Raw genomic sequence first — 19876 nt, forward strand, 5'->3', positions numbered from 1 at the left:
TGAGCCAGCGAGTATACCCTCGCAGGACGACTGGCAGACAATTGAAACAGAAACGGGTTAGAGTGTTTTCATGCAATGTATCAAAGCGGCCCGCGTGCCTGCCAAAGCGCTACTGTTTTCACTGATGACCGCCATCGCGGTGCCGATACCCATGCCGGCAGTCGCGTCCGAGTTCAATTTGCCTTCACTGGGCGACACCAGTTCCTCGATCATGTCCCGCGAGCAGGAATACCAGCTCGGTCGCGCCTGGCTGTCCATGCTCCGTGGCTCGGTACGCACGCTGGAAGATCCGCTGCTCAAGGATTACATCGAGGGTCACGTGTTCGGGCTGGCGGAAACCAGCCAGCTGGATGACCGGCGCCTGACCTTCGTCGCAATCGACAGCCCGCAGCTCAACGCCTTCGCTGCCCCCGGCGGCATCATCGGGGTCAATGGCGGACTGTTTCTGCATGCCCATACCGAAGCGGAGTTCGCGTCGGTGATGGCTCACGAACTGGCTCACCTGTCGCAACGGCACTTCGCCCGCGGCCTGCAGCACCAACAGCAGAACCGTATCCCGCTGATGACCGCCATGCTCGCCAGCGTTATCCTCGCCGCCAGTGGCGGTGGCGATGCCGGCTTCGCTGCCCTGGCCTCGACCCAGGCGGCGGCAATTCAGGAGCAGCGGCGTTTTTCCCGACAGAATGAACAAGAGGCCGACCGCATTGGTCTGCTCAACCTGCAACAGGCGGGTTTCGATCCCAACGCCATGCCGGAGATGTTCGAGCGGCTGGCCAAGTTGAGCCGCTTCAGCCGTACCCCGCCGGAGTTCCTGCTGACGCACCCGGTCAACCAGTCACGGATTGCCGACTCGCGCAACCGCGCCGGACAACTCAGCAATGATGGCCGCCAGGACAGCTTGTATTATCAGATGATGCGCGCCCGCGTGCAGCTGTTCTATGAAGACAGCCCCGGTCTGGCGGCGCAGCGCTTTCGCGCACTGCTGGACGAGCATCAGGGCGAGCATGCCGCGGCGCGCTACGGTTTGGCCCTGGCCTTGATCCGTAGCGGCCAGGCAGACGAGGCGGCGCAGGAGCTGGATCCGCTGTTGGCACAGCACCCCGATAACATCGCCGTGCAACTGGCCAAAGTCGAGCTCGACAGCAGTCAGGGGCACCAGAATGAGGCGCTGACGCGTCTCGATAACCTGCTCAAGACCCGACCCGACAGCTACCCTCTGCTGAATGCCAAGGCCGATATCCTGTTGCGCCAACGCGACTATACCGGCGCCGAGCGGGTGACCGATCGGCTGGCGCGGCTGCGCCCCGAGGATCCGGACGTGTGGTATCTGGTATCAGAGATCCGCGGTCTGGCGAAGAATATCCTGGGTGTGCACCAGGCCCGGGCGGAATACTTCATGCTCGCCGGCGATCTGGATCAGGCCGACCAACAGTTGGATCAGGCGCTCAAGCGCACCGACAACTTCGTGGAAAGCTCCCGCATCAACGCGCGCAAGGAAGAAGTCGCGCGTCGGCGGGAGATCCTCAAGGGTTTCTGATCAGAGCTTGCTGGTGAACTCGAGCATCCGCTCCAACGGTCGCACCGCAGCAGGAATCAGCTCTTCCGGCACCAGAATCTCGTTGGCACCCTGCTCCAGGCTCTGCAACACCCGTGGCAGGGTGTTCATGGCCATCCACGGACAGTTGGCGCAGCTGCGACAGGTAGCTCCATCACCCGCGGTAGGCGCGTCAATCAACCGACGACCCGGCGCCGCCTGCTGCATCTTGTAGAAGATGCCCTTGTCAGTGGCAACGATGAAGGTCGAGTTTGGCAGTTCCTGCGTCGCCTTGATCAACTGACTGGTGGAGCCCACCACATCGGCCAGCTCGACCACAGCTGCCGGGGATTCCGGGTGTACCAGGATCGCTGCATCAGGGTAGACCGCCTTGAGATCGATCAACGCCTTGGCCTTGAACTCCTCATGCACGATGCAGGCACCGTCCCACAGCAGCATGTCGGCACCGGTCTTGCTCTGGATATAGCCACCCAGGTGCTTGTCCGGGGCCCAGAGGATCTTCTCGCCCCGGTCCATCAGGCTCTCGACGATCGGCAGGGCGCAACTGGAGGTCACCACCCAGTCGGCGCGCGCTTTCACCGCCGCCGAGGTGTTCGCGTAGACCACCACGGTACGGTCCGGGTGCTCATCGCAGAAGGCCGAGAACTCATCGATCGGGCAGCCGATATCCAGCGAGCAGGTGGCATCCAGTGTGGGCATCAGCACCCGCTTCTCTGGACTGAGAATCTTGGCAGTTTCGCCCATGAAGCGTACGCCGGCCACCACCAGGGTGCTGGCCGGATGGTTCTTGCCGAAGCGCGCCATCTCCAGTGAGTCGGATACGCAGCCACCGGTTTCCTCTGCCAGTTCCTGCAACAGCGGATCAGTGTAATAGTGCGCGACCAGTACCGCGTCGTGGGCCTTCAGTGCCGTAGCGATGCGTGCCTTGTAGTCGGCTTTCTCGGCATCGTTCAACGGCGCAGGCTGCTTTGCGGCCAGATGGGCCTGCACCAGCAACCTTTCGGAAATCTGAGACATCTAACAACCCCTCCGGGAATGGAACGGTCAGTATCATACCACGGTCGCCCTGTTCTACCGATTACCCCACTGGAACTCCCGGCAACGAGGCGAGTCAAGGATTAGGAAGGGGCTGCATTCGCACCTTCTGGGACACGCACATACAACAAGGCAGGATTCCCATGTTCAGACACGTACCCGGTCTATTCTATGCGCCAAGCGCCACCTGGAATCGCATTCACGATGATATTGAACGCAGCCCCTCTGGTTTCCTTCCGCTGCTGTTGATCGGCTCACTGATTCCTGCATTGTGTATCTATTACGGAGCAGCGATAGCCGGGTGGTCACTGTTCGGCTCGGAACAACAGAAATTTCTCAGCCAGAGCAGTGCAGCCATGCTCGCGCTGGCGGTATGGCTGGCCTATGTCACCAACGTCATTATCATGGGCTGGATGATTCGCTGGGTACTCTTCCGGACGCCCGCGCGCCCGTCGGCATTTCGTGGCATGGCGTTTGCCACCTTTCTTTCCGTGCCCTTCATGCTGGGCGCCCTGGCGGCCCTGCTCCCGGAGCGCTGGTTGATTCTGCTGGTCATTCCGCTGGTAGCCGGCTATTCAGCGCTGCATCTATATCTGGGGCTACCGATTTACATGCAACTGAGCAAATCAAAGGCTTATTTTTATGCCACCTGCATTCTTGCCGTGGGTCTGCTGACCATGCTCTGTGTCGGGCTATTCTATCTGGAAAGCTGGCGGGCAATGTCGCCGCCCGGTGAGTACCAGGGCATCGAGGACCGCCGCGTCGAGCAATTGTCACCCTGACGGCGGGGACGACGCGCAAGTCTGCAGAAAGACGATCAGATCGACCTCCGCCGGCTTGAGCCAGCGCCGTCTGGCTCGACCGGCACTCCAGCGCACCTTGTCCAGATCGCCTTGAAGATAGGCGTCCATGATGGCCGGATGAATGTAACACTTGCGGCACACCGCCGGCGTATTACCCAACTCCACAGCCACTTGCTTCACCACCTCGGCGACCGCTTGCTTGCTCGGCGCACGCCCCTGTGCCGTGAGCTCCCGCAAGCTGGCAAGCGCCAGGGTACTGCCAGCCCAGGTGCGGTAATCCTTGGCAGTGAAGTCGGCACCGGCCATGTCATGCAGACACTCATTGATGTCCGAAGAACTGACCGAGCAGGAATGGCCATCGGCATCCAGATACTGGAACAGATGCTGCCCCGGCAACTCCCGGCAGCGGCGCAGAACCCGGGCCAACCGTGGATGGCGCAGACTGACTTCATGCTTCACTCCACTCTTGCCCCGAAAGTGGAAGCTGATGTCGTCGCCGCGCAGGGTGACATGGCGGTTGCGGAGCGTAGTCAAGCCGTAGGATTTGTTCTGCCTGGCATACTCCTGATTACCCACTCGCACACAGGTCTGGTCGAGCAGCAGGATGACGGCGGCGATCACCCTCTCCCGGCTCAGCTGGCGGATTCTAAGCCGCTGATCCAGCTCCCGGCGCAGGCGTGACAGGGCATTACCGAAGGCGAGCAGCCGCTCGTATTTGGCCGCGTCGCGCACTTCTCGCCACAGGGGATGATAACGGTACTGCTTGCGGCCGCGAGCGTCCCGCCCGGTAGCCTGCAGATGGCCTAGCGCGTCTGGGCAAATCCAGACTTCCCGGTAAGCAGGTGGAATAGCCAAAGCGTTGATACGCTCAATGACCGCTTTATCGCGAATGCAGCGGCCCCGTTCATCGAAGTAGGCAGCAACGCCGTTGAGCATCCTGCGACTGAAACCCGGCGCGCTGTCAGTCACATAATGTAATGCCGGCGGGCACCCGCCGGGAGATTGCGTGCCCGCCGGCTTCATTTGGCTTATGCGGCTTAACTGCGAGCCCGCTCAGCATCACGCAGCATTTTCACCTGGTCGTGGTTACGCAGCACGCCGTCATATTGGCGCTGGACCACTTGGCGAATATCCTCCGGCAACGCTTTATCGAGCGCCTTGCGATAGCTTCTCTTGGCAACGTCCTCGCCACGCTCGCATTCGTTGAGGATTGCCTCATCATCCTTGCCGGTGACCAGCGACTTCAGATCGACCCAGCGCCGATGGAGATCGCCGCTGACACTAGTGCTGTCCTCCGGGTCGCCGCCCAGGCGAATCACTATCGCCTGCAGCTCCTGAGCGGCCTTGGCACATTCAGCCGCGCGCTCACTGAACAAGCTTTTCAGCTCCGGGCGCTTGATATCCTCAGCACAGGTGCGAAAGCCCTCCTCGCCATCCTTGCTGGTTTCGATCAGATCATTCAGGGTGGAAATCACTTCTTTAGAATCAATGGCATTCATGAATCAACTCCTGCTCTTACGCTGAGTGGTATACAAGTGACCTTGCTCATGCGGAGCCGGTTCAACCTGATTTCACCGACGGTCGACGATGCAAATAATCTGAACAGCCGCAGCCGCCAATCATCCAACTTCATGGGTACCACCCTGACGAGGATAATGAAAAATGAATGCCATAGAGCTGTTGAAAGCGGACCACGAAACGGTCAAGCAACTGCTGGAAGAGATCAGCGCCACCACCGAGCGTGCCGTCAAGAAACGCGAGGAGCTATTGCAGAAAATCAAGCTCGAGCTGACCATCCACACCACCATCGAAGAAGAAGACTTCTACCCTGCTTTCAAGGAGGCAGGAGCGAAAGATGAGTTGAAGATGTATCACGAAGCCAAGGAAGAACATCGGGCTGTGGAGGCGCTGGTATTACCGGACCTGCTGAACACCGAGCCAGGTAGCGTCGAATTCTCGGGGCGGATCAAGGTGCTGAAGGAGTTGCTGGAGCATCACATCGAAGAGGAAGAGCAGGAGATGTTCACCGATGCTGCCAAGCTGATGAGTAAAGAGCAACTGGAGACATTGGGAAAGCAGATGGAGGAGAAGAAAAACAATCTGAAGAAGGCAGCCTGAGCAGCGCCAGGCAATCAGAACATCCAGGAAATGGTGGGTCGTGTAGGATTCGAACCTACGACCAATTGGTTAAAAGCCAACTGCTCTACCAACTGAGCTAACGACCCTTTGGATGCGCGATATCTTACTGATTTATCACCGAAACTCAAGAATTTTTTTGAATAAATTTGCGGTGTGCCTGATCGTTGCACACCGTTTTTTCTTGTCCGTAAGACATTCTATTGCAGGTTGTTCAGCTCGCGGCGCGCCAACTGTGCCGCAGAGGCATTCGGGTGCTTGGTCAAGACTTCCTGATACAGCTGCGCTGCCTTGCTGGAATTCCCCATACGGCGTTCCACTTCGGCCAGCTTGTAGAGCGCATCAGCTTCCTTACGATGACCGGCGTACTGGCTGATAACCTTGGCGAACGCCTGGCCGGCCGACTCCAGGTCCGCCTGGACCAGATAGACCTCCCCCAGCCAGTATTGCGCATTACCGGCGTAGTCACTGTTGGGATAGCGGCGCAGGAAAGCGCTGAAGGCCATCTCGGCCTTTTCGAAGTCACGCGCCTTGACCTGATCGAAGGCCGCCTCGTAAAGCAGCTTCTCGCGCGCCGGATCGGCTTCGGCCGGCGCCTGGGGCGCGGTGTCGGAGGTCGACCCGGGGGTGGCCGGGGTTACCGGCGGCAGGTTATTGCCATTGGCGGGTCCGCTCGAACCTGACGGCACGGGCGAACCTGCGGAAATTGCGGAAAGTCGCCGGTCGATATCCTGATATCGATCAAGCTGATCCTTTTCCAGTTTCTTCAATCGATGCTCCTGCTCTTCGAGCAGGCCACGCAGCATGGAGACTTCCTGCTGCATCTGATACAGCTGCTGCATGAGCTGGCCCTCTACCGAGAGGCCAGCCGAGGACGATCGGGTATCGGGCAGCGATGGGGCCTGCGTTTGGTAGCTCGGTGCGTTGCCGCCCGAGCTGCCTTCCATTACCGGAACCTGAGCCATGGCCGCGACCGGCAACAGCAGAAAACCCAGCGCTAATCCCTGATACCCTTTCATGCGACCTCTTACTTACGCAGTTCTACGCGACGGTTCTGGGCCCAGGCTTCTTCGCCAGTGCCAGTCACAGCAGCTTTCTCTTCGCCGTAGGAGACCAGCTCCAACTGAGCGGGAGAAACGCCCTGCAGAACCAGGTAGCGCTGAACGGCGGCTGCACGACGCTCACCCAGAGCCATGTTGTACTCACGAGTACCACGCTCATCGGTGTGGCCTTCCAGCACTACGCGGTTACCCTGCGCCTTGAGATCCTTGGAGTGTACGTCCAGGGCGCGCATGGCTTCGGGCTTCAGCTCAGAGCTGTCGAACTCGAAGTAGAAAGTGGTGATGGCGCGCAGAGCAGCTTCTTCGCTGCTGACGCTACCGGCACCCGCCGAAGAAGAAGTGGAGCTGTCATAACCAGCATTCGGATCGACCGCGCCGGTGCCGGCAGCATCACCGCCCTTGGAAGAACAGCCAACCACAACGCCGAAAGCGACAACCAGAGCTGCAAACTTGCCGAACTTGATAACTTCCATCATAGACTCCTGATAAACCCCGTTTGGTTTAGTGTTGGTATACCCTATGGCAGGTATGGGGACCATGATGGCACGCGCAGGTCTGTGAACTTCGTCGGAATCTCCGAGCGCGCACGACCATTGGTCGAAACCAGCATAAGTACACCCCGTCCCTGTTGACGGGTAGCGTAAATTAACATAGTGCCGTTAGGTGCGACAGTAGGCGACTCATCCAACGACGTTTCTGTTAATACTTTCAAGTTGCCGCGTTCCAGATCCTGGGTGGCAATATGAAAATTCCTGTAGCCGTCCTGCCGGTGAACCATGACCATGGTCCGGCCATCAACCGATAGCTTGGCATTGGCATTATAGTTGCCCACGAACGTTAGGCGTTCCGTATTTCCATTATTCAGACCCTGCTTATAGATCTGCGGCCGCCCTCCACGATCGGAGGTGAACACCAGGGTGTTGTCATCGAGCCAGGCTGGCTCGGTGTCAATCCCATAGTGATTGGTTACCCGGCGCATCTGCTTACTTGCCAGATCCATGACGTAGATTTCCGGGTTGCCGTCACGTGACAGCACGAATGCGAGGCGCTTGCCATCCGGCGACCAGGCTGGCGCACCGTTGAGCCCTTCAAAACTGGTGATGCGTTCGCGCCGCCCGGTCTGGATGTAATGCACGAAAATTTCCGGACGCCGGGATTCGAACGAGACATAGGCGATGCGCTGCCCGTCCGGCGCATAGGAGGGTGTCAGGATCGGCTCACGCGACTGCAGCAGGGTGACGGCGCGGGCACCGTCATAATCCGAGCGCTGCAAGGTATAACGGGTGTTGTCAGCCGAGAAGCGCTCCGCCGCCACGTACAGCAACTTGGTGCTGAATGCGCCCTTGATGCCGGTGATGTGCTCGAATACCTCATCGCTGATCTTGTGTGCCATGTCGCGCAGCTGGCTCTCGCTGCCACTCACGGTGCGCGACAGCAGCACCTGCTCCCGTGCCACGTTGTACAGGTGATATTGAGCCTGATACCCCGCGCCGGTACTGGTTACCTCGCCGGCCAATACATACTCGACGCCCAGCATCTTCCAGTCACGGGGAAAGATTTCCTCGGCACGGGTCGGGTGGCTCAGCATGTTTGCCCGATCGAAAGGCGTGAACATACCGGAATTGCGCAGATTATTGCCGGTGATCTCGGCGAGATCCTCGGCCAGCGGCGCTCCGCCCTGCCAACCAAAAGGAACGACCGCGATGGGCGTGGCCCGGTCGCTGCCACGGGTGATTTCGATGGCGTCCTGCGCCAGTGCAAACTGGGCCAGGAGCAACATGGCGGCACATGTCAGCCAGTACTTCATGGTTTTCATCAAAATGCCAAATCCTCTGGTTTGAAGCGTAAGGTACGCTGTCTGTACATACGATCGAAGGTCGACGGACTTTCCCGGGACAGCTGCTGCATTTCCGGGATACGGCCCACGTTCCGCACAGCCTGCACCGCCGATTGATCGAAGCCCGCATCGCCGCTGGAGCGCACTACCACCACATCGGTGATGTCACCCGATGGCAACATACTGATTCGCACCTCAACCACCATGCCGTTACGTGCGGTCGGCGGGCGACGCCACTGCTCACTCACATAACGTCGGATCACATCATCGTAGCTGGCTGCCACCTCATCACCAAACTGATCAGCCTGCGCCTGTTGATATTGTGTCTCGGACGCCAACAGCTCTGCCAGCGCCTTCGCTTTGGCTTCTTCCTGCTCACGCTTGAGCTTGGCGACCCGGTCGGCCCCCGCCTGCTTGGCCGCTGCCTCGGCTTCGGCCTTGCGCTTGGCGTCTTCCGCGGCCTTGCGTTTAGCCTCCTCGGCCTTTTTCGCATCTTCAGCCGCTTTGCGTTTGGCTGCTTCCTCGGCCGCTTTCTGCTTGGCCGCTTCTTCCTCAGCCAGTTTCTTCGCCGCGTCAGCCTTGCGTTTGGCCTCCTCAGCCTTCTGTTGTTCGACCCGCTCAGCCTGCTGACGTTCCTCAGCAGCCTGTTCTTCCGCGGCCTTGGCGGCTGCCGCCGCAGCCTGGCGCTGTTCTGCTGCCGCGCGCTGGGCCGCTTCCTGCGCCTCCTGCTGTTGCTGCTGCTCGCGCTGCAACTCTTCCGCTTCGTGGCGCTGGGCAGCAGTGCGTTCGGCTTCGCCGGCAATCTTCTGGTCGGTCTGGGTGGTCGCCGGACTTTTCGAGTTCAGCTGCACCAGGGTGGCCTGCACGATCGGTTTGGCCGGCTCGAATTCCGGCGCCGAACTGAAGGACACGAACAGCAAGATCAATACCAGCAGGTGCAGCCCCACCGCCTTGATAATGGAGGCAGTGAAACGCTCCTGACCGGGTTCCGGCATACGGTCGCGGTTACTCACGGTGCCTCGGTAATCAGGCCGACATTGGGTACGCCAGCTTGTTGCAGCGATGCCATGGCAGTGACGACGACGCCGTAATTCACGTCACGGTCGCCCCGGATGTAAACCAGGGTGTCCGGCCGTGCGTTCATGATCTTGGTCACACCGTCGGTCATTTCCTCCAGCGAGACGGCGCTGTCAGTCTGATTTTCGGTATCCACGGTTTCGCCCAGGTTCCAGTAGTAGGTGCCGTCAGCCAGTACCGACAGGGTCAATACCTGCTGGTTGGCGTCGGAGGGCAGAATCTCGCTGGATACCTGCGGCAGGTCGACCTTCACCCCCTGGTTGAGCATGGGCGCGGTCACCATGAAGATCACCAGCAGCACCAGCATCACGTCGATATAGGGCACGACGTTCATCTCGGCTACTGGTTTGCGTTTCTGCCGTCTGCCTCTGGGTTGCATGCTCACTCCCCTTCGCTGGCATGCACGCGGCGATGCAGGATGCTGGAGAACTCATCGGCAAAGGTGTAGTAGTGACCGATCAGGGTTTCCGAGCGGGCCGAGAAGCGGTTATAGGCGATGACTGCAGGGATCGCCGCGAACAGACCGATCGCCGTCGCGATCAGCGCTTCGGCAATACCCGGCGCCACGGTCGCCAGCGTCGCCTGCTGCACTGTGGCCAGACCGCGGAAAGAGTTCATGATCCCCCAGACGGTACCGAACAGACCAATGTAAGGACTGGTGGAGCCGACGGTAGCCAGGAATGGCAGGTGTTGATCGAGCCGCTCCTCCTCGCGGGAAATGGCCACGCGCATGGAGCGCTGCACGGCGTCCATCACGGCTTCGGGGTCCACACCCGGCTGCTGGCGCATGCGCGAGAATTCCTTGAAACCGGCGCGGAAGATCTGCTCCAGGCCCGAGTCAGGATCAGGATTTCCGGTAACCTGGCGATACAATTTGGACAGGTCGATGCCGGACCAGAACCGGTCCTCGAAATCATCCAGCGTCTTCTTCGCCGCACGCAATACAGCGCTACGCTGGAAGATCAGCACCCAGGAGGCGATAGACGCCGCCAGCAGGGTGAGCATCACCAGCTGTACCAATACACTGGCACCGCTTATCAGGTGCCACATCGACATTTGATCAGGTTGCACTATCCACTTCTCCTTCTTGGCTGCTTTGTCGCGTCCCGAAGGCGGCGCCCAGGGCAGCAGGAATCATTCTGGGCTTGTAGCGATCGGCGCTGACGCAGGCCACCAACACTTCCCCTTCACACAACAACTTGCCATCCGCTCGCCGAACCTGCTGAGCGAAGCGGACACTTGCACGCTTGAGTTCCAAGACAGCAGCACTGATCACAAGTTCATCGTCCAGGCACGCCGGTGCATGATAACGGGCAGCTACCGAATGGACGACAAAGATGATGTTTTCGCGTTGCAGCGCGCTTTGATCAAACCCCAGGGAACGGACCAGCTCGGTGCGGGCGCGCTCCATGAACTTCAGATAATTGACGTAATAAACAATGCCGCCGGCATCGGTGTCCTCAAAGTAGACACGGGCTCTGAGCTCGAACGGCTGCCCTGGGGTCTGGACAGACCCGGGAATGTCAGGCGACATAATGTAGAGCCAAGTCGGTGGTTTGCATAGCGGGTTTGCCTCCAAATTGAAAATATTTTTATCCGGGGACCGTCGTGCGATAAAGGGTCACTGGCTGAACAGATCCCGATCGGGCTGCTGTTCCATCGCCACAGGCAGATTCATGCCGAAATGCAGATAGGCGTGGCGCGTGACCACCCGCCCGCGCGGTGTGCGCATAATGAAGCCCTGCTGGATCAGGAAGGGTTCAAGCACGTCCTCGATGGTATGCCGCTCCTCACTGATGGCCGCGGCCAGGCTGTCGATACCCACTGGCCCGCCATCGAACTTGTCGATCATCGCCAGCAGCAGCCGGCGGTCCATATGGTCGAAGCCCTGGGCATCCACATCGAGCAGGTCCAGCGCCTTGTCAGCGATGTCCTGGCTGATGCTGCCCTGCCCCCGCACTTCAGCATAATCGCGCACCCGGCGCAGCAGGCGATTGGCAATTCGTGGGGTGCCACGGGAGCGCCGGGCGATCTCGAAGGCGCCTTCAGGATGGATTTTCAGACCCAGGATGCCAGCGGAACGGGAAACGATGGTGGCCAGGTCCTCGGTCCCATAGAACTCCAGGCGCTGGACGATACCGAAGCGGTCACGCAGCGGATTGGTCAGCATACCGGCACGAGTAGTGGCACCGACCAGGGTGAAAGGCGGCAGATCGAGCTTGATCGAGCGCGCCGCAGGCCCTTCGCCGATCATGATGTCGAGCTGATAGTCCTCCATTGCCGGGTAGAGAATCTCTTCGACTACCGGGGACAGGCGGTGAATCTCATCAACAAACAACACATCGCCGGCTTCCAGGCTGGTCAACATTGCCGCCAGATCGCCCGCCCGCTCCAGTACCGGCCCGGAGGTACTCTTGATCTTCACCCCCATTTCCTGGGCGATAATGTTGGCCAGCGTGGTCTTGCCCAAGCCCGGCGGACCAAAGATCAGCACATGATCCAGCGCCTCGCTACGCCCCCTGGCGGCCGCCATGAACAGCTCCATCTGCTCGCGCACCGCCGGCTGACCGATGTAATCAGCCAGTCGATATGGGCGGATGGCCCGATCAATGATTTCTTCCTGCTGCCGAGGTACGGCAGCGATCAAACGGTCTTCTTCCAGCATGGGGCTTCCGTGGTGCTTCGATTGACGGGTGATCAATACGGGAATTAAACCATGCCCTTGAGGGCACGGCGAATCAACTCTTCACTGCTGAGTCCATCTTCCTTGATGTTGGCCACCGCACGACTGGCTTCCTGGGGTTTGTAGCCCAGCGCGATCAGCGCGCTGACCGCGTCCGCAGTGCCGGAGGCTGGCATCGCAGCGGTACTGCCGGCAGCCAGCGGGGCGGTCCCGCCGGGCAGGCTTTCCCAGGCTTTGAACCTACCCTTGAGCTCGACCAGAAGCCGCTCGGCGGTCTTCTTGCCGACGCCCGGTACGCGGGTCAACGCAGTGGCGTCTTCCGCATGCACGGCACCGATCAGCTCATCCACCTCCAGCCCGGACATCAGCGCCAGCGCCAGCTTCGGACCCACCCCGTTGAGCCGGATCAACTCGCGGAACAGTTCGCGGTCGCGCTTTTCGGCGAAGCCATACAGCAATTGGGCATCCTCGCGTACCACCAGGTGCGTATGCAGGGTAGTTTTCTCACCGATTGCCGGCAGGCGATAGAAGGTACTCATGGGCGAATCCACCTCATAACCCACACCGTTCACATCCAGCAGCATGTGCGGCGGCTGTTTCTCCAGCAGAACACCTGTAAGCCGACCTATCATCTCTCTACTCCTTAGCGACGCCGCATGCGGCCATTGCGCAATCCCAGCAACCCACCGCCGCCCACCTGTTCCTTGAGGACCCTGGAGTGAGCATGACACAGCGCGATAGCCAGGGCATCAGCGGCGTCGGCCTGGGGCGTACCGGACAGCCCCAGCAGCTGGGTAACCATATGCTGCACCTGGGCCTTGTCCGCAGCGCCAGTACCCACCACCGCCTGCTTTACCTGGCGCGCGGTATATTCGTGCACTTCCAACCCGGCGTGTACCGCCGCGACGATTGCCGCGCCACGGGCCTGGCCCAGCTTGAGGGCAGAATCGGGGTTGCGGGCCATGAATACCTGCTCGATGCTCAGCACCTCCGGTCGATAGTTGCCGATCAGCTCACCGAGACTGTCGAAGATCTGCTTCAGGCGCTCGGGAAACGGCCCGTCACCCAGGCGGATGCAACCGGAGGTGACATATTCGCAGCCATTGCGCCCCTCACGGACGATACCGAAGCCGGTAATCCGCGAGCCGGGGTCGATGCCGAGAATCAATGCCATGTTATCCACCTTCCTGGGGGTGACAAGAAAAAGGGAGGCAACGCCTCCCTTTTATCGAGAAGTCCTCGATTATTCCATCTGCTCCAGCACGTCATCCGAGATCTCGGCGTTGGAGTAGACGTTCTGCACATCATCCAGGTCTTCGAGCATGTCGACCAGCCGGATAACCTTCTGCGCCGTTTCCAGGTCCAGCGGCGTGGTAGTCGAGGGAATCATGCTGATTTCCGCTGCCTCGCTGGCAAATCCCGCCGTGTCCAGCGCATCCTTCACCGCGCCGAAATCCTCGAATGCGGTAAACACATCGAAAGAACCGTCATCATTGCCGACCACATCCTCGGCGCCGGCTTCCAGCGCCGCTTCCATTAGCCCATCTTCATCGATGCCCGGCGCGTAGCTGATCTGGCCACGGCGGGTAAACAGATACGCGACCGAGCCGTCGGTACCCAGATTGCCACCGCACTTGCTGAAGGCATGGCGCACTTCGCTGACGGTGCGATTACGGTTGTCGGTCATGACCTCGACCAGCACCGCCACGCCACCGGAGCCGTAACCTTCATAGGTCAGCTCTTCCATATTATCGGCATCGTTACTGCCGGCACCGCGGGCGATGGCACGGTCGATGGTGTCGCGGGTCATGTTGGCGGTCAGCGCCTTGTCCACCGCAGCGCGCAACCGCGGATTGTCTGCCGGCACCGGGCCACCCAACTTGGCCGCCACCGTCAGCTCACGAATCAGCTTGGTGAAGATCTTGCCGCGTTTGGCGTCCTGCGCCGCCTTGCGATGCTTGATATTCGCCCACTTGGAATGACCAGCCATGAAATCCTCCGTACTTACTTCAAAACCTGTATTGAGCAGCGCACCACGCCACCTGAACTTTGTGGGAGCGGGCTTGCCCGCGAAGAGGCAGGCCAAAACCTTCGCGGCCAAGGCCGCTCCCACCAATCTGCTGCAAGCCTCCTATAAGCCCGCCAGACTGTAGCAGCGAGCAGCTTACTCGACCTTCGGTTGCTCACGCAGGCGGATGCTCAGTTCGCGCAACGCTTTGGCATCTACCGCACCCGGGGCCTGGGTCATGACACAGGCGGCACTCTGGGTTTTCGGGAAGGCAATCACTTCACGGATCGATTGCGCACCAGTTACCAGCATCACCAGACGGTCCAGACCGAAGGCCAGACCACCATGCGGCGGCGCACCGTATTTCAGCGCATCAAGCAGGAAGCCGAACTTCTCCTGCTGCTCATCGGCGCTGATACCCAGAATATCGAACACCACCTGCTGCATTTCCTTGCGGTGGATACGAATGGAGCCGCCACCCAGTTCGGTGCCATTGAGCACCATGTCGTAGGCACGGGACAACGCCGCCCCCGGATTGGCCTGCAGCTCTTCCGGCGAGCATTTCGGCGCGGTGAACGGGTGATGCAGCGCGCTCAGGCTGCCATCGTCGTTCTCTTCGAACATCGGGAAATCCACTACCCACAGCGGTGCCCATTCGCAGGTGAGCAGCTCCAGGTCATGCCCCAGACGAATACGCAGCGCGCCCAGCGCCTCGGAGACGATCTTCGCCTTGTCGGCACCGAAGAACACGATGTCACCATCTACCGCGCCAACACGATCCAGAATGACGTTGAGATTGTCCTCGGGGATGAACTTGACGATCGGCGATTGCAGACCCTCGACGCCCTTGGCGCGCTCGTTGACCTTGATGTAGGCCAGGCCCTTGGCGCCGTAGATACCGACGAACTTGGTGTAGTCGTCGATCTGCTTGCGCGGCATGGCGGCGCCGCCCGGTACGCGCAGCGCGGCAACGCGGCCCTTGGAATCATTGGCCGGGCCACTGAACACCTTGAAGTCGACTTCAGTCAGTTGGTCAGCAACATCTACCAGTTCCAGCGGGATGCGCAGATCCGGCTTGTCCGAACCGTAGCGGCGCATGGCTTCTTCGAAGGTCATGTGCGGGAACTCGCCCAGATCCAGGTCCAGCACTTCTTTGAACAGACCGCGGATCATGCCTTCGGTCAGCCCCATGATGTCCTTTTCATCGAGGAAGCTGGTCTCGATGTCGATCTGGGTAAATTCCGGCTGGCGGTCGGCACGCAGATCTTCGTCACGGAAGCACTTGGCGATCTGATAGTAGCGATCAAAACCGGCCACCATCAGCAATTGCTTGAACAGCTGGGGCGATTGCGGCAGGGCGAAGAAATTGCCGGGATGGGTGCGGCTCGGCACCAGATAGTCGCGAGCGCCTTCCGGCGTAGCACGGGTCAGGATCGGCGTTTCCACATCCAGGAAGCCGTTGTCGTCCAGATAGCGGCGGATGCTGCTGGTGATACGCGAGCGCAGCTTCAGCTTGGCGGCCATTTCCGGACGGCGCAGGTCGATGAAGCGGTAACGCAGGCGGGTCTCCTCGCCAACGTCGGAATATTCGTCCAGCGGGAATGGTGGGGTATCGGCCTGATTCAGCACTTCCAACTCATAGCCCAGCACCTCGATGGCGCCGGAGGCCATGTTCGGGTTGACCGCACCGGCCGGGCGCGGGCGTACCTTGCCACGCACCTTGACCACATACTCGCTGCGCACCCGATCAGCTAACGCGAAGGTATCCTCACGGTCCGGGTCGAACACCACCTGGGCCAGACCTTCGCGATCACGAATATCGAGAAAAATCACCCCACCATGGTCACGGCGGCGGTGAACCCAACCGCAGAGTGTCACTTCCTGGTCCGCCAGCGTTTCGTTCAACTGGCCGCAATAGTGGGTACGCATCATGTGTGTGGAATCCTGTTTTCGACAGAGCGGCTGCGTCCTGACCAAGCACCTTGGTCATCCGTCAGCGCGGATAGATAAAAGCGCCATAATATACCCGATGTCACCTGTCCCAGGCGAGCGTTGCCGGCGCAATGTCCATCTCCCATAGCCGCTGCCAATGCCGACCATTAGCAAACAGGGCTTGAGCAAGGGCTGCTACGGCATATACTGGGTGAACATTTTCCGCTGCAACCCTGGAGATCAAAATGAAGATTGATATCGGTATCAACCAGAAGGATCGGGAACAAATCGCCAAAGGTCTATCCCATCTGTTGGCGGATACCTACACCCTGTATCTGAAAACCCACAACTTCCACTGGAACGTCAAAGGTCCGATGTTCCAGACCCTGCACACCATGTTCGAGACCCAGTACACCGAGCTGGCGACCGCGGTCGACGAGATTGCCGAACGTATCCGCACCCTGGGCTTCCCGGCACCGGGCACCTACAAGGCCTTCGCCGAGCTGAGCTCGATCAAGGAAGAGGATGGCGTGCCGGATGCCTCCGACATGATCCGCCTGCTGGTGGAAGGTCAGGAAGCCTGCGCCCGTACCGCGCGCGAGGCCTTCCCCGCCTGTGAGAAGGCCAGCGACGAGCCCAGCGCCGACCTGCTGACCCAGCGCATGCAAGCCCATGAAAAGACCGCCTGGATGCTGCGCAGCCTGCTGGAAAAGTAACAGCCGAGGCGGGGTGGGCTGCGCCCGCTCCGCTTCTCCCGCCCCCTCTCCTATCCTCTTTGTGGCTGCACGCGTTTCGGGTTAGAGTGCGCACCCGGCCTATCGCCGGCCTTCATAGCCACAGTTGCAATAGGATGAATCGTTTTGAACAATATCCGTTATCTTCACTTGATCGTCGGTCTGGCAGCATTGCTGTCCGGCCTGTACTACAGCATGCCTTTTTTCAGCCAGCAGGGTCTCATTGATCTCTCGGCAATCACCGCCCTGCTGCTGGGCCTCATCAACATTCAACAATTCAGCAATGGCAACCGCAGCCGCTCGCCGGCGCGCAACGCCCTGGCGGTAGTGGGTTCGGTACTACTGCTGATCGGCGCGCTGATTCCATTGGTCAGCGTGCTGGCCAACCCAGCCGCCGCCACCCTATTGACCCTGGCAGTAGGCATCAGCGTGGCCGCTGTCTGCCTGTTCGCTGTACTCACACTGACCGCGATGCTCTCCAGTGGCGCAAGACGCACCAACACCGGTCCGCGTGAAATGGGCACGGTCAAATGGTTCAACACCAGCAAAGGCTTCGGCTTCATCTCCCGGGATCAAGGCGAAGACGTCTTTGTGCACTTTCGCGCCATCCGTGGCGAGGGGCATCGGGTTCTGCTGGAGGGTCAACGCGTGGAGTTCATCGTAGCCCAGCGCGAGAAGGGTCTGCAGGCTGAGGATGTCGAGCCGCTGGATTGAGACCAACTGCTCAATAATGAGGCGGAGGTTGATCGTCCTCCGTCTCCCCCGGCATGGATGCCGCCAGATCAGCCTGCCGGCGAGCCAGCAACTCCAGCGCCCGCTGCAATCTTTCCAGCTGCGACTCCTGACGGCTCACCACATCGTTCAGCGCCTGTATGGTGTCGTCCTGAAATGCCAACCGCATTTCCAATTCATCCATCCGCGCAATCAGTTGGTCATTCATCTAAACCGCTCCGCATAGACAATGTTGGATGTCAGTACGCGCTGCAAACGCTTGATACAATCCTTTAATTGTTCCTCGGTATAGGCTATCGGTGGCAACTTCCCCCATACCGGCGCAGGCCAGGCTGGATCATGCCGATATCGAACTATATGATGTACATGCAACTGGCTGACCATGTTACCCAGCGCTGCGATATTGATCTTGTGTGCGGAAAAAGCATCTTTCAGCGCCTCGGCTAACCAGCAGGATTCGTTCAGCAATTGCTGCCGGTCAGCTTGATCTAGTTGAAATATTTCAGACACATCCTCGCGCTTGGGCACCAGCACAAACCACGGATACTGCACATCATTAATCAGTAACAGCGTACTCAAACTGAAGTCGCCTACCCAAATGCCATCATTGACGAGTTGCGGATGAAGACGGTACATAGGACTTCCTTACAGGGATCAAGTTGCGTAAAAATCTGCCGAAATCTGAGGCAGGTCAAGGAAATAGCGAAGGGAGCCGCTAAGCTCTTGCTGTGCATGACAATAATACACCAGGCCGAATGGTAGCCGAGGCCGGGTGATGGAACGCCGGACAGTTTTTTTGCGTATCGCTTTCGCATTTATGGAACTTTACTGCTTTAATCAAGGCGATACGATTTGAAGAAGCTGCGCCCGGGGATTGTAACCAGAGCACATTTCTTTATTACAGGAAGGAGCACAGGATATGAAAGAGACTATCAAATGGAGTTCCGTCGCCCTGGCTGTCGCCATGGCAAACGGGCTTGTTACCACCCAGGCTGTAGCCCAGGGCGAAGGATTCGTTGAAGGTGCTACCGCTACGCTGGAAAGCCGCACCCTGTATTTCAACCGTGATTACCGAGACCCTGGTCAAGCCAACCAGAACACCGGCAACATGAGCCGCGCAGAAGAAACTGCAACTGGCTTCATTCTCAACTTCCAGTCCGGCTACACCCAAGGTCCGGTCGGCCTGGGCGCAGACGTGCTGGCGCTAGCCGGCATCAAACTGGACAGCAGCGGCGGTCACAACGGTCGCCTGAACATGCTGCCGACCGACTCCAATGGCGATACCGCTGCCGAATATGCCGAGATCCGCGGCGCAGTGAAAGCCAATATTGCCGGTGATACTACTCTGCGTTATGGCGTACACCTGACCGAAAACCCGGTCATCAACTATGAAGATGCGCGCCTGCTGCCGAACCATTATTTCGGTTACAGCATTTCCAATACCTCGCTCGATGGCCTGTTCCTGGAAGCCGGCCGCATGACTGATCGCGGTGAAATGGGCATGTCCTCCCAACGCGAAGGCGGTTTCGTTGCAGACGAGGACCAGAAGGTCGACTACCTGGGTGGTACCTATGAGTTTGCTGACACCCTCAGCGCCTCGCTGTACACCTCCAAGGCTGAAGACCTGTGGAAGCGTCATTACGCAGGGATTACCCACACCCTTGATCTGGGTAATGGCCTGGATCTGACCACCGATCTGTCTCACTACAAGACCTCGGATGACAGCCCCGCTGCCGAAGAATATGACAACGACGCCACGTCGCTGGCATTTACTCTGGGTGCAGGCTTCCATGATCTTACCTTGGCCTATCAGCGTATGGGCGGCGATGCCGGCTTCGAATATTTCGACTCTGGCATCTATCTGGCCAACTCGGTGCAGGTGCTCGACTTCAACGCCAAGGATGAGCGCTCCTGGCAGGCCCGCTACGATTATGACTTCGAAGGTGTAGGCATTCCCGGTCTGACATTCATGACCCGCTATATCACTGGTGACAATATCGATACAGCACCGGGCGTCAGCGACTCTCGCTGGGAACGTGATACCGATATCCGTTATACCGTGCAGCGCGGCTTCCTGGAGGGAGTCAACCTGGTATGGCGTAACGCAACGGTCCGTCAGGACAGCGCACTCGGCGGCGACATCGACGAAAACCGTCTGATCGCTTCCTACACCTGGAATCTGCTCTAAGCAACCCAGCTGCAAGAAAGAACCCGGCCCTGGCCGGGTTTTTTCTTGCCTGACCGTCCGACGGAACAGCTGCAGCAGCACCCTGGTCTGCCCTG

General features: G+C 59.4%; 23 protein-coding genes and 1 tRNA gene. 6 read left to right on the forward strand and 18 right to left on the reverse strand.

From position 1 onward, the window contains the following. Window positions 1–124: 124 nt before the first annotated feature. A complete protein-coding gene (locus QAO71_RS11915; RefSeq protein ID WP_036990023.1) occupies window positions 125–1537 on the forward strand; it encodes a M48 family metalloprotease in 1413 nt (470 codons plus the stop codon). Here the strand turns inward: QAO71_RS11915 and nadA are convergent, their stop codons facing one another. Further along, window positions 1538–2572: a quinolinate synthase NadA gene (gene nadA, locus QAO71_RS11920; protein ID WP_280164514.1), complete on the reverse strand. Its 1035-nt coding sequence runs from the start codon at window positions 2570–2572 to the stop codon at window positions 1538–1540. Between the two features lie 161 nt (window positions 2573–2733). Here nadA and QAO71_RS11925 point away from each other — a divergent pair, with 161 nt between their 5' ends. After that, on the forward strand, window positions 2734–3372 hold the full coding sequence (locus tag QAO71_RS11925) for a Yip1 family protein (protein ID WP_280164515.1): 639 nt from the start codon (window positions 2734–2736) through the stop codon (window positions 3370–3372). Here the strand turns inward: QAO71_RS11925 and QAO71_RS11930 are convergent. Continuing rightward, on the reverse strand, window positions 3364–4416 hold the full coding sequence (locus tag QAO71_RS11930; RefSeq protein ID WP_280164516.1) for a DNA topoisomerase IB: 1053 nt from the start codon (window positions 4414–4416) through the stop codon (window positions 3364–3366). The two genes, QAO71_RS11925 and QAO71_RS11930, sit on opposite strands and share 9 nt — an antisense overlap. 14 nt (window positions 4417–4430) lie before the next feature. After that, window positions 4431–4892, reverse strand: coding sequence for a PA2169 family four-helix-bundle protein (locus QAO71_RS11935; RefSeq protein WP_280164517.1), 462 nt, complete (start codon window positions 4890–4892; stop codon window positions 4431–4433). 163 nt (window positions 4893–5055) lie between these two features. Between QAO71_RS11935 and QAO71_RS11940 the strand changes: the two genes are divergently transcribed. Further along, window positions 5056–5511 carry a hemerythrin domain-containing protein gene (locus QAO71_RS11940; protein ID WP_280164518.1) on the forward strand — a complete coding sequence of 152 codons (456 nt, stop codon included), beginning with the start codon at window positions 5056–5058 and terminating at the stop codon, window positions 5509–5511. Window positions 5512–5542: 31 nt separating this feature from the next. On the opposite strand, the gene QAO71_RS11945 is transcribed toward QAO71_RS11940, so the two are convergent. From QAO71_RS11945 to aspS, 13 genes are all read right to left on the reverse strand, one after another. Next, window positions 5543–5618: transfer RNA gene (locus QAO71_RS11945), tRNA-Lys, on the reverse strand. Window positions 5619–5729: 111 nt separating this feature from the next. Further along, window positions 5730–6548, reverse strand: coding sequence for a tol-pal system protein YbgF (ybgF, locus tag QAO71_RS11950; protein WP_280164519.1), 819 nt, complete (start codon window positions 6546–6548; stop codon window positions 5730–5732). An 8-nt stretch (window positions 6549–6556) separates the two neighbouring features. Then, entirely contained in the window at window positions 6557–7063 is a 507-nt protein-coding gene (gene pal, locus QAO71_RS11955) for a peptidoglycan-associated lipoprotein Pal (RefSeq protein ID WP_036990021.1), read from the reverse strand. A gap of 44 nt (window positions 7064–7107) precedes the next feature. Further along, the gene (tolB, locus tag QAO71_RS11960; RefSeq protein ID WP_235818243.1) at window positions 7108–8370 is read right to left on the reverse strand and encodes a Tol-Pal system beta propeller repeat protein TolB; all 1263 of its coding nucleotides are present in this window, start codon (window positions 8368–8370) and stop codon (window positions 7108–7110) included. Between the two features lie 35 nt (window positions 8371–8405). Further along, on the reverse strand, window positions 8406–9422 hold the full coding sequence (gene tolA, locus QAO71_RS11965) for a cell envelope integrity protein TolA (protein WP_280165682.1): 1017 nt from the start codon (window positions 9420–9422) through the stop codon (window positions 8406–8408). A 14-nt stretch (window positions 9423–9436) separates the two neighbouring features. Beyond that, the gene (gene tolR / locus QAO71_RS11970; RefSeq protein ID WP_036988600.1) at window positions 9437–9883 is read right to left on the reverse strand and encodes a protein TolR; all 447 of its coding nucleotides are present in this window, start codon (window positions 9881–9883) and stop codon (window positions 9437–9439) included. A gap of 2 nt (window positions 9884–9885) precedes the next feature. Further along, the gene (gene tolQ / locus QAO71_RS11975; RefSeq protein ID WP_036988599.1) at window positions 9886–10560 is read right to left on the reverse strand and encodes a protein TolQ; all 675 of its coding nucleotides are present in this window, start codon (window positions 10558–10560) and stop codon (window positions 9886–9888) included. 4 nt (window positions 10561–10564) lie between these two features. Continuing rightward, window positions 10565–11038 (reverse strand): tol-pal system-associated acyl-CoA thioesterase, encoded by a 474-nt coding sequence (gene ybgC, locus QAO71_RS11980; RefSeq protein ID WP_051610702.1) that lies wholly within the window; start codon window positions 11036–11038, stop codon window positions 10565–10567. 87 nt (window positions 11039–11125) lie between these two features. After that, a complete protein-coding gene (gene ruvB / locus QAO71_RS11985; protein WP_136868955.1) occupies window positions 11126–12169 on the reverse strand; it encodes a Holliday junction branch migration DNA helicase RuvB in 1044 nt (347 codons plus the stop codon). Between the two features lie 44 nt (window positions 12170–12213). Further along, complete coding sequence (gene ruvA / locus QAO71_RS11990; RefSeq protein WP_074777926.1) at window positions 12214–12819, reverse strand: Holliday junction branch migration protein RuvA; 606 nt, start codon at window positions 12817–12819, stop codon at window positions 12214–12216. Window positions 12820–12830: 11 nt separating this feature from the next. After that, complete coding sequence (gene ruvC, locus QAO71_RS11995) at window positions 12831–13361, reverse strand: crossover junction endodeoxyribonuclease RuvC (protein WP_036988596.1); 531 nt, start codon at window positions 13359–13361, stop codon at window positions 12831–12833. A gap of 69 nt (window positions 13362–13430) precedes the next feature. Further along, a complete protein-coding gene (locus QAO71_RS12000; protein WP_036988595.1) occupies window positions 13431–14177 on the reverse strand; it encodes a YebC/PmpR family DNA-binding transcriptional regulator in 747 nt (248 codons plus the stop codon). Between the two features lie 174 nt (window positions 14178–14351). Beyond that, window positions 14352–16127 carry an aspartate--tRNA ligase gene (gene aspS, locus QAO71_RS12005; protein ID WP_036988594.1) on the reverse strand — a complete coding sequence of 592 codons (1776 nt, stop codon included), beginning with the start codon at window positions 16125–16127 and terminating at the stop codon, window positions 14352–14354. Window positions 16128–16372: 245 nt separating this feature from the next. On the opposite strand from aspS, the gene QAO71_RS12010 reads away from it, so the two are divergent. Together QAO71_RS12010 and QAO71_RS12015 are read left to right on the forward strand one after the other, a co-directional pair. After that, entirely contained in the window at window positions 16373–16843 is a 471-nt protein-coding gene (locus QAO71_RS12010; RefSeq protein ID WP_074777923.1) for a Dps family protein, read from the forward strand. Between the two features lie 144 nt (window positions 16844–16987). After that, a complete protein-coding gene (locus tag QAO71_RS12015) occupies window positions 16988–17575 on the forward strand; it encodes a cold-shock protein (protein ID WP_280164520.1) in 588 nt (195 codons plus the stop codon). Between the two features lie 10 nt (window positions 17576–17585). On the opposite strand, the gene QAO71_RS12020 is transcribed toward QAO71_RS12015, so the two are convergent. Both QAO71_RS12020 and QAO71_RS12025 read right to left on the reverse strand, forming a co-directional pair. After that, window positions 17586–17801 (reverse strand): SlyX family protein, encoded by a 216-nt coding sequence (locus QAO71_RS12020; protein ID WP_074777921.1) that lies wholly within the window; start codon window positions 17799–17801, stop codon window positions 17586–17588. Further along, window positions 17798–18229, reverse strand: coding sequence for an HIT family protein (locus tag QAO71_RS12025; protein WP_074777919.1), 432 nt, complete (start codon window positions 18227–18229; stop codon window positions 17798–17800). Before QAO71_RS12025 ends, QAO71_RS12020 begins: the two co-directional genes overlap by 4 nt. Before the next feature lie 283 nt (window positions 18230–18512). Between QAO71_RS12025 and QAO71_RS12030 the strand changes: the two genes are divergently transcribed. Next, window positions 18513–19781 carry an OprD family porin gene (locus tag QAO71_RS12030; protein WP_036988586.1) on the forward strand — a complete coding sequence of 423 codons (1269 nt, stop codon included), beginning with the start codon at window positions 18513–18515 and terminating at the stop codon, window positions 19779–19781. Window positions 19782–19876 lie beyond the last annotated feature (95 nt).

The organism is Halopseudomonas sp. SMJS2 (genome assembly GCF_029866945.1).
Classification (GTDB): Bacteria; Pseudomonadota; Gammaproteobacteria; order Pseudomonadales; family Pseudomonadaceae; genus Halopseudomonas; species Halopseudomonas bauzanensis.

What these genes read in the sequence shown, in the direction of transcription:
- QAO71_RS11915 (WP_036990023.1), top strand. Translation starts at nt 125, where the DNA reads ATGACCGCCATCGCGGTGCCGATACCCATGCCGGCAGTCGCGTCCGAG.
- nadA (WP_280164514.1), bottom strand. Translation starts at nt 2,572, where the DNA reads ATGTCTCAGATTTCCGAAAGGTTGCTGGTGCAGGCCCATCTGGCCGCA.
- QAO71_RS11925 (WP_280164515.1), top strand. Translation starts at nt 2,734, where the DNA reads ATGTTCAGACACGTACCCGGTCTATTCTATGCGCCAAGCGCCACCTGG.
- QAO71_RS11930 (WP_280164516.1), bottom strand. Translation starts at nt 4,416, where the DNA reads ATGAAGCCGGCGGGCACGCAATCTCCCGGCGGGTGCCCGCCGGCATTA.
- QAO71_RS11935 (WP_280164517.1), bottom strand. Translation starts at nt 4,892, where the DNA reads ATGAATGCCATTGATTCTAAAGAAGTGATTTCCACCCTGAATGATCTG.
- QAO71_RS11940 (WP_280164518.1), top strand. Translation starts at nt 5,056, where the DNA reads ATGAATGCCATAGAGCTGTTGAAAGCGGACCACGAAACGGTCAAGCAA.
- ybgF (WP_280164519.1), bottom strand. Translation starts at nt 6,548, where the DNA reads ATGAAAGGGTATCAGGGATTAGCGCTGGGTTTTCTGCTGTTGCCGGTC.
- pal (WP_036990021.1), bottom strand. Translation starts at nt 7,063, where the DNA reads ATGGAAGTTATCAAGTTCGGCAAGTTTGCAGCTCTGGTTGTCGCTTTC.
- tolB (WP_235818243.1), bottom strand. Translation starts at nt 8,370, where the DNA reads ATGTTGCTCCTGGCCCAGTTTGCACTGGCGCAGGACGCCATCGAAATC.
- tolA (WP_280165682.1), bottom strand. Translation starts at nt 9,422, where the DNA reads ATGCCGGAACCCGGTCAGGAGCGTTTCACTGCCTCCATTATCAAGGCG.
- tolR (WP_036988600.1), bottom strand. Translation starts at nt 9,883, where the DNA reads ATGCAACCCAGAGGCAGACGGCAGAAACGCAAACCAGTAGCCGAGATG.
- tolQ (WP_036988599.1), bottom strand. Translation starts at nt 10,560, where the DNA reads ATGTCGATGTGGCACCTGATAAGCGGTGCCAGTGTATTGGTACAGCTG.
- ybgC (WP_051610702.1), bottom strand. Translation starts at nt 11,038, where the DNA reads ATGTCGCCTGACATTCCCGGGTCTGTCCAGACCCCAGGGCAGCCGTTC.
- ruvB (WP_136868955.1), bottom strand. Translation starts at nt 12,169, where the DNA reads ATGCTGGAAGAAGACCGTTTGATCGCTGCCGTACCTCGGCAGCAGGAA.
- ruvA (WP_074777926.1), bottom strand. Translation starts at nt 12,819, where the DNA reads ATGATAGGTCGGCTTACAGGTGTTCTGCTGGAGAAACAGCCGCCGCAC.
- ruvC (WP_036988596.1), bottom strand. Translation starts at nt 13,361, where the DNA reads ATGGCATTGATTCTCGGCATCGACCCCGGCTCGCGGATTACCGGCTTC.
- QAO71_RS12000 (WP_036988595.1), bottom strand. Translation starts at nt 14,177, where the DNA reads ATGGCTGGTCATTCCAAGTGGGCGAATATCAAGCATCGCAAGGCGGCG.
- aspS (WP_036988594.1), bottom strand. Translation starts at nt 16,127, where the DNA reads ATGATGCGTACCCACTATTGCGGCCAGTTGAACGAAACGCTGGCGGAC.
- QAO71_RS12010 (WP_074777923.1), top strand. Translation starts at nt 16,373, where the DNA reads ATGAAGATTGATATCGGTATCAACCAGAAGGATCGGGAACAAATCGCC.
- QAO71_RS12020 (WP_074777921.1), bottom strand. Translation starts at nt 17,801, where the DNA reads ATGAATGACCAACTGATTGCGCGGATGGATGAATTGGAAATGCGGTTG.
- QAO71_RS12025 (WP_074777919.1), bottom strand. Translation starts at nt 18,229, where the DNA reads ATGTACCGTCTTCATCCGCAACTCGTCAATGATGGCATTTGGGTAGGC.
- QAO71_RS12030 (WP_036988586.1), top strand. Translation starts at nt 18,513, where the DNA reads ATGAAAGAGACTATCAAATGGAGTTCCGTCGCCCTGGCTGTCGCCATG.